The sequence below is a fragment of the Burkholderia aenigmatica genome (genome assembly GCF_902499175.1).
GTDB classification, from domain to species: domain Bacteria; phylum Pseudomonadota; class Gammaproteobacteria; order Burkholderiales; family Burkholderiaceae; genus Burkholderia; species Burkholderia aenigmatica.
Genome location: NZ_CABVQC010000129.1, coordinates 1 through 6,516 on the forward strand (window position 1 = coordinate 1; position 6,516 = coordinate 6,516).

The 6,516-nt window shown below is 57.0% G+C and carries 7 protein-coding genes, 1 tRNA gene and 1 pseudogene; 7 read left to right on the plus strand and 2 right to left on the minus strand.

Going from position 1 to position 6,516, the window contains the following annotated elements; genetic code table 11:
- From tilS to BDO18943_RS41965, 6 genes are all read left to right on the plus strand, one after another.
- Positions 1 to 270: tRNA lysidine(34) synthetase TilS (tilS, locus tag BDO18943_RS41940; protein WP_175026670.1), on the plus strand; the 270-nt coding region annotated here is incomplete at its 5' end.
- A 342-nt stretch (positions 271 to 612) separates the two neighbouring features.
- The gene (locus BDO18943_RS41945; RefSeq protein ID WP_175026671.1) at positions 613 to 1,866 is read left to right on the plus strand and encodes an aspartate kinase; all 1,254 of its coding nucleotides are present in this window, start codon (positions 613 to 615) and stop codon (positions 1,864 to 1,866) included.
- 110 nt (positions 1,867 to 1,976) lie between these two features.
- Positions 1,977 to 2,070 (plus strand) — tRNA-Ser (locus tag BDO18943_RS41950).
- Positions 2,071 to 2,365: 295 nt separating this feature from the next.
- Positions 2,366 to 2,677 (plus strand): hypothetical protein, encoded by a 312-nt coding sequence (locus BDO18943_RS41955; protein ID WP_175026672.1) that lies wholly within the window; start codon positions 2,366 to 2,368, stop codon positions 2,675 to 2,677.
- A 42-nt stretch (positions 2,678 to 2,719) separates the two neighbouring features.
- Entirely contained in the window at positions 2,720 to 3,346 is a 627-nt protein-coding gene (locus tag BDO18943_RS41960) for a hypothetical protein (RefSeq protein ID WP_175026673.1), read from the plus strand.
- On the plus strand, positions 3,312 to 4,022 hold the full coding sequence (locus tag BDO18943_RS41965) for a hypothetical protein (protein ID WP_210771978.1): 711 nt from the start codon (positions 3,312 to 3,314) through the stop codon (positions 4,020 to 4,022). Before BDO18943_RS41960 ends, BDO18943_RS41965 begins: the two co-directional genes overlap by 35 nt.
- A gap of 226 nt (positions 4,023 to 4,248) precedes the next feature.
- On the opposite strand, the pseudogene BDO18943_RS41970 reads toward BDO18943_RS41965, so the two are convergent.
- Together BDO18943_RS41970 and BDO18943_RS41975 are read right to left on the minus strand one after the other, a co-directional pair.
- Positions 4,249 to 5,045 (minus strand): annotated as a pseudogene (locus BDO18943_RS41970) (integrase core domain-containing protein).
- A gap of 48 nt (positions 5,046 to 5,093) precedes the next feature.
- A complete protein-coding gene (locus BDO18943_RS41975; protein ID WP_205187825.1) occupies positions 5,094 to 5,849 on the minus strand; it encodes a cysteine hydrolase in 756 nt (251 codons plus the stop codon).
- A gap of 103 nt (positions 5,850 to 5,952) precedes the next feature.
- Here BDO18943_RS41975 and BDO18943_RS41980 point away from each other — a divergent pair.
- Positions 5,953 to 6,516, plus strand: a 564-nt coding sequence (locus tag BDO18943_RS41980; protein WP_175026675.1) for a LysR family transcriptional regulator, incomplete at its 3' end; no start/stop codon positions are given.

The window sequence follows — 6,516 nt, forward strand, 5'->3', positions numbered from 1 at the left end:
CGCGGCGCGCGGCTGGCAGCGCGTGCCCGCGCGGGCGGCGAGCGGATGCGCACGTCGCCGGGCGGGCCGGGCCGCACGCTGAAGAACCTGTTCCAGGAGCGTGGCGTGCCCGCATGGCAGCGCGACGTGCCGCTGCTGTTCGCCAGCGACCAGCTGATCTACGTGCCGCGCCTTGGCGTGAACCGCGATGTCGGCGTGTCCGGCGGCGGGGCATCCGGTGACGGTGCGTGGCGCCGGATCGAGTGGCGTCCGGACCTGCTGATCGCATGATGGGGGCAGGCTGCCGGCGGCGCCATGGCGTGCCCATTTTCACCATTTGGTAAACAGCGCCGGAACGACCTCGGACGCGGCGAGCGGCTTGTCAAGCGGGCCTCTATCGGGTACGCTCGGACGTTTGCTCGGCTCGATTTTTGAGCGATTTGTGCAGGTTTTCCGCGTGACGTACCCGGTTTGCGCGGCCTGATCGGCCTTCCGGGCAAAATCCGTCACGCTTGCGTGTTGCGTCCCAGCCGTCCCCCTCGTCGTCCGTCCACAGCCACAAGCCGCGTGACCGAACGGCTACGCGGCCTGCCCAGCGCGCCCGTGCGGTTTCTCCTCCAGTTCAGAACGACAATGGCACTCATCGTACACAAATACGGCGGCACTTCGATGGGCTCGGTCGAGCGCATCAAGAACGTCGCGAAACGCGTCGCAAAATGGCATCAGGCCGGGCACCAGATGGTGGTCGTGCCTTCGGCGATGTCCGGCGAAACCAACCGTCTGCTCGGTCTCGCGAAAGAGATTTCGAGCCAGCCGAGCCCGCGCGAGCTCGACATGATCGCGTCGACCGGCGAGCAGGTCAGCGTCGGCCTGCTGTCGATCGCGCTGCAGGAAATCGGCGTCGAGGCCGTGAGCTACGCGGGCTGGCAAGTGCCGATCAAGACCGACAGCGCGTTCACGAAAGCGCGCATTCACTCGATCGATGACGAGCGCGTGAAGGCCGATCTGAATGCAGGCAAGGTCGTGATCATCACGGGCTTCCAGGGCGTCGATCCGGACGGCCACATCACGACGCTGGGCCGTGGCGGCTCGGATACGTCGGCGGTCGCGGTCGCGGCTGCGCTGGATGCCGAAGAGTGCCTGATTTATACCGACGTCGATGGCGTCTACACGACCGATCCGCGCGTCGTCGAAGAGGCGCGACGCCTCGATCGCGTGACGTTCGAGGAAATGCTGGAAATGGCCAGCCTCGGCTCGAAGGTCCTGCAGATCCGCTCGGTCGAATTCGCCGGCAAATACCAGGTGAAGACGCGTGTGCTGTCGAGCCTGACCGATCCGCTGATTGCGCTCGACGAAGAAATGCGCTCGGGCACCCTGATTACTTTTGAAGAAGACGAGACCATGGAAAAGGCAGTCATTTCCGGCATCGCGTTCCAGCGCGACGAAGCACGCATTGCGGTGATGGGCGTGCCCGACAAGCCGGGCATCGCGTATCAGATCCTCGGCCCGGTCGCGGATGCGAACGTCGACGTCGACATGATCATCCAGAACCAGAGCGTCCAGGGCAAAACCGACTTCACGTTCACGGTCGGCCGTGGCGACTACCAGAAGGCGATGGACATCCTCACCAACCAGGTGAAGGGCCACGTGAACGCCGAGCAGGTGCAGGGCGACCCGAAGGTGTCGAAGGTGTCGGTCGTTGGCGTCGGCATGCGTTCGCACGTGGGCGTCGCGAGCAAGATGTTCCGCACGCTGTCGGAAGAGGGCATCAACATCCAGATGATCTCGACGTCCGAAATCAAGATTTCGGTGCTGATCGACGAGAAATACATGGAGCTGGCCGTCCGCGCGCTGCACAAGGCATTCGAACTCGACCAGGCGTCGTGAATTTTTCGTGATGCGTTGAAGAAAATGCATCACGGAAATTGACGCGCGGTTCGAAATCCTATATTATCTTGTTCTCGTCGCACTGCCTCCCTGGTGCGAGCGAAAGTTTGGGAGACGTGGCCGAGAGGTCGAAGGCACTCCCCTGCTAAGGGAGCATCTGGGCCAAAACCTGGATCGAGGGTTCGAATCCCTCCGTCTCCGCCAAAAGCGGTGACAAAGCCCCGCAAGTTCTCGGACTTGCGGGGCTTTTTCTTTTTCCGGCGCTGCAGTACCGTTCACTGTTGTACCTCTTCACTCGAAGAGGGCCAATGAAACTGCCTGTCCGCATCGCCCAATCACGTCACGGCATCTTCTGCTACCGCTACCAGTTCACCAGCGCTGGCAAGCGACGTGAGAAACGTCTCTCTCTGAATACCAAAAAACCAATCATTGCCAAGGAGAAGGCATTGATGCCTTCGGCTATCCTTGCTGCAGAGAGAAGCAGCTTAGCTTGCCGAACATGCCAAAAGACGACGAACTCATCAAAGGGGTTTTAGGGAAGCTCAAAGAGCAGGTGCGTGATCTTGAGGTTGTGTATTCCACACCTCAGGGGCATAGCATCACCATGAAGGCTGATCCCAATGTACCCGGCGATCTGGACGCGCCTCCGAAGGCTTCTGAGACGTTTTTGAACAGTGAGTTGGGGCAATCCTTCAAACGTGCTCAGGATGCCGTTGGAGCAGCCACAGCACAACCTGCTGTGCCTGCATCGATTCAGGTGCCTGCCACGGCCGCACCCGCACAACTGATCATCCAAACACCTCAGGCGTGAGCGTCACAATGAGGCTGCAGCAAAACTCGGGTGATAAAAGCAATGCCCAATATCGATTGGGGGGTGTTGGCAACAGTTGCATTGGGGAGCACTGTTGTTTCAGCAGCGGTTTCCCAAATAATGACTTGGGTGAAGGAGCGTAGGCGTGAACGTAAGGTTGGACGGCTGGACGCAAAGATTGCCGCGATCAAGGTTATTTCTCACCTTGAGGATTATGCGATTCAATGTTCCGGTAAGCTCAATCGGAATGTGAGGCTGACACAAGAACTTGGTCGTCATGAAGCGGATGGTCGGCATGATCTGGATTTTCCAGAATTTAAAAATTCGTCTGATTTGGAATTGCGTCATTTGAATTCCGACATTGCAGCGAAGGTTCTGATGCATGGAAGTCAAGTTGCCCTGATGTCGTCATATCTCAATGATTGCTTTGAGAATTGCATTCCGCCAGAATTTGTGGGTTTTTTTAATGAGCAACTTGGCTTCTTTGGCTATGAGGCATGGAAGCTTGCAAAAAAGACCCGTGCTGAGTACGATTTGCCAAAGCTTGAGGTTGAGTCAAACGTTGATTTCGCCGGATCGTGGTTGGAATCCTATGCCGAGGCAGCATTAAAGAATGCAGAAAAGCGGCAATCTGGTGATGATTCTGACCCCTTTGATTTGGATGTGTGAGTTATCTCGTTGCTGGGTAATTTTTAATTTTGTTATTGAAAATATTATGGCTAAAAATCTTCTGGATTTAATTCCTCTCAGCAAGGAGGCGGCAATTGTTGTGATTACAGCGGGTGCGACGGTAATTGCGACAGCGGGGGTGGTATGGGCTGCGTGCGACAAGTTTTATTCGGTACAGATGGCTTCCGCGATAGATAGATATAAATCGGATAATGAGGAGTTGAGATCAAAAATCCGGGATCAAGCAAAGGGATTGGGGCAAAACGATCTTAATGTTGTGAGACTTCAGTCTTTGGAGCAAGCAATCGAGCAATATAAGAAGGCATTGAGTGATGAAAGGGTGAGGTCTGTGGGATTGGAGGCTCAAGTCAATCAGCTTAGTCAAGGTTCCAGGGATGTCAAGCAGACATCGGATAGCTGTGCTGCTGAGGTGGAAAATCTGAAGATGGATAATGCAAGGCTTAACGAATACGCTTTGAAGATTGCGCCATTCGTGAATAAACGAAATCAGATTCAAGTAATTGAAAATAACAAGGATTCAGTTGAGGCGAAGCTTGCAGAGTTGGAGGGCGATCACATCGGGCGGTCATTCAATACTGAAAAAATTGCGCAATTGAAGCGTGTTTCCGCAGAGTATCAGCAGCAGATTCTTCAATTGCAACAGTGTGAAAGGTAGGCATTGATGCCGATGCGAAAATGATTTCGTGCGGCTGTGCCTTTTTCTTTCTCGTTGGTTGCGATGATTTTTTGTATATCGAAGGCGTTGGTCATTCATGGGTCGACTTTGCCATCCACCCAATAGCTCGGATCATCACCCGAGTAGTCACGACCACCCAATCGCCAATTAATTTTAAATTTTCCCACCTCAACGGCTGTGACCTGCGGCGGAATTCCGTGACCAATCAGGCAGTGAGTTTCGCATCGATATTATCGGAATCCGGCCAGGCTCGACGGACCGTGGCCGGGGGGGTAGCGATGAGCGCCGTGGGGCCGGCGCTCGTTATAGAACTGCCGCCAGCGTTCGATGAGCACCTTGGCCTCGGCGCGGCTGCGGACCCATTCGCGGTTTAGCAATTCGTTTCGCAGTTTGCCGTTGAAGCTTTCGACGAATCCGTTTTGCCATGGACTGCCAGGCGCGATGAAGGCCGGACTGCTTGCAGCGTCTCGCAGCCAACGCATGACCTTGGCAGCGGTAAATGGCACCGTTGTCCGACCGAACAAACGCGGGCTTGCCGTACAGCGGCGTGAGTCGCGATAGCGTCAAGATCACGTCCTGCGACCGCGGGCTGGCGTCCAGACTCCGATCCTTCTCCGGTTGCTTGAGCGTATAGGTCGCCACTCGGCGGCTCAGTCCCAGGTAGCGACATGCCTTGCGTTGCGAGAGCCCCCGCCGAGTCAGGATTTCCAGCGCTTCGCGCCGGCCCGTCGGGGTGGTCATTTTTTTTCGGCTGAACGCCTTCAGGCCGTCGATTACCCGCATCTGCTCGGCGATCAGGCGCTTGAGCCGATCGTTTTCCGATTCCAGCTCCTTGAGCCGACGCGCGTCAGCCACGTCCATCCCGCCGAACTGGTTGCGCCAACGATAGAACGTTTGTTCCGAAATGTTGTGGCGCTTGCATGGATCCTTCACCGGCTCATCCCGGCTCTCGGCCTCGCGCAAGATGCGGATGATCTGCTCGTCGGTAAATCGCTTCTTCATCGAGTCCTCCTTGTCCCTGGGATAAAAGAGAACTCACTTGCCGGATGGCTAGAAGGAACGTCTAAGGTCAATGCTGTCGACGAAGACGCGAGCCGGCATGGCCCAGCCGAAATGATGGACGACCTCATTCAACACGTGTTGTTGCTGTTGGTCGGTGAACGCCGCGGTGGCATCACTCAGCACGATCGGCTCATAGCCGAGATCGTGCGCGGCGCGCAGTGTCGACTCAATGCATACATGGGTGGCGTAGCCGGCAAGGTACAGCCGAGTGATGCCTTGGCCACGCAGATAGTTGTCCAGATCGGAAGCGGAAAAAGCGCTGGCGCCCGCCCGTCCGCTGACAACGAATTCATTTTCGAGCGGGGCATACGGCCCATGGAACTGCCAACCGCTATCTTGCTTCTGCCAGGTGCCGGCCTTTTGAATTGCTCCACGCAGACCGAATCGAGCCCGCCCCAACTCTCGGTAGTCCGAAGACATCTGCAGCGTCGCGTGAATCACGGGCATGCCCGCTTGGCGTGCTGCCGCCAGCGCCAGCTTGGCGGCTTCCTGCGACTGAGAGAACTGATGCTCATCCTCGATCAGCCGTCTCAACTTGCCTTCCGGAGCAAGCCATTCATTGACAAATTCGATCATGAGCAGCGCGGATCGACCGTCGTTCGGCACGTTTGGTATCGGTTGGCGTGCAGCTGCGTCAACGCTGACTTCAGGCTGCGACGAGGGAGGGGCTGCCTCACTGGCGTCGGTTGCCATGGCGGACAACAAGAACAGTCGCGAGAACCAGCTTTGCGTGAATCTCAACATCTCTACCCCCTCTTCAAACAGTGAGGGTTCGACTATAGGGATGATCCTATATCACGATAAGGCCTTAAAATTCAGACTTATTGTGAATTGAGGGAATGGCAGAGTGGATCCATTTACCGATATCAGCACCTTTGTCCGCGCTGCCGAGGCCGGCAATTTCACGCGTGCGGCACGGTTGCTTCAGCTCAGCCCCTCAGCCGTGAGCAAGGCGGTCGCACGCCTGGAAGCTGAACTGGGGGTTCGGCTGTTTCACCGTTCGCCGCGGCAGATCACCTTGACCGGGGATGGCGAGTTGTTCTTTGCAGCCTGCCGCCAGGGAATGACGGACATCGAGGACGCTCGCAGCAGGCTTGCGGGTGCGTCGCAACCATGGCGGGGCAAGTTGAGGCTTTGCGTCCCGGTGAGTTTCGGCCAGTATGTGCTGGCGCCTGCGCTCGGTGAATGGCTGAGCGCACATCCCGGACTGGATATCGAACTGGCCATGACGGATCGTCACGTCGACATGACGGCCGAGCGTTTCGACCTGGCCGTGATGTTGGGAGACGTGCCTGACTCCCGACTGGTGGCGCGCCCGTTGCCCGCTCATCGCTTCGGCGCGAGTCAAGCTAGTTGTCGTCTCGGTCATGCTGCCAATGGCTCTATATCGGTCGAGCGCGTATACGTTTTG

Excerpts from the sequence above, each read along its gene's own strand:
- BDO18943_RS41945 (WP_175026671.1), top strand. The coding sequence starts at position 613 with ATGGCACTCATCGTACACAAATACGGCGGCACTTCGATGGGCTCGGTC.
- BDO18943_RS41955 (WP_175026672.1), top strand. The coding sequence starts at position 2,366 with ATGCCAAAAGACGACGAACTCATCAAAGGGGTTTTAGGGAAGCTCAAA.
- BDO18943_RS41960 (WP_175026673.1), top strand. The coding sequence starts at position 2,720 with ATGCCCAATATCGATTGGGGGGTGTTGGCAACAGTTGCATTGGGGAGC.
- BDO18943_RS41975 (WP_205187825.1), bottom strand. The coding sequence starts at position 5,849 with ATGTTGAGATTCACGCAAAGCTGGTTCTCGCGACTGTTCTTGTTGTCC.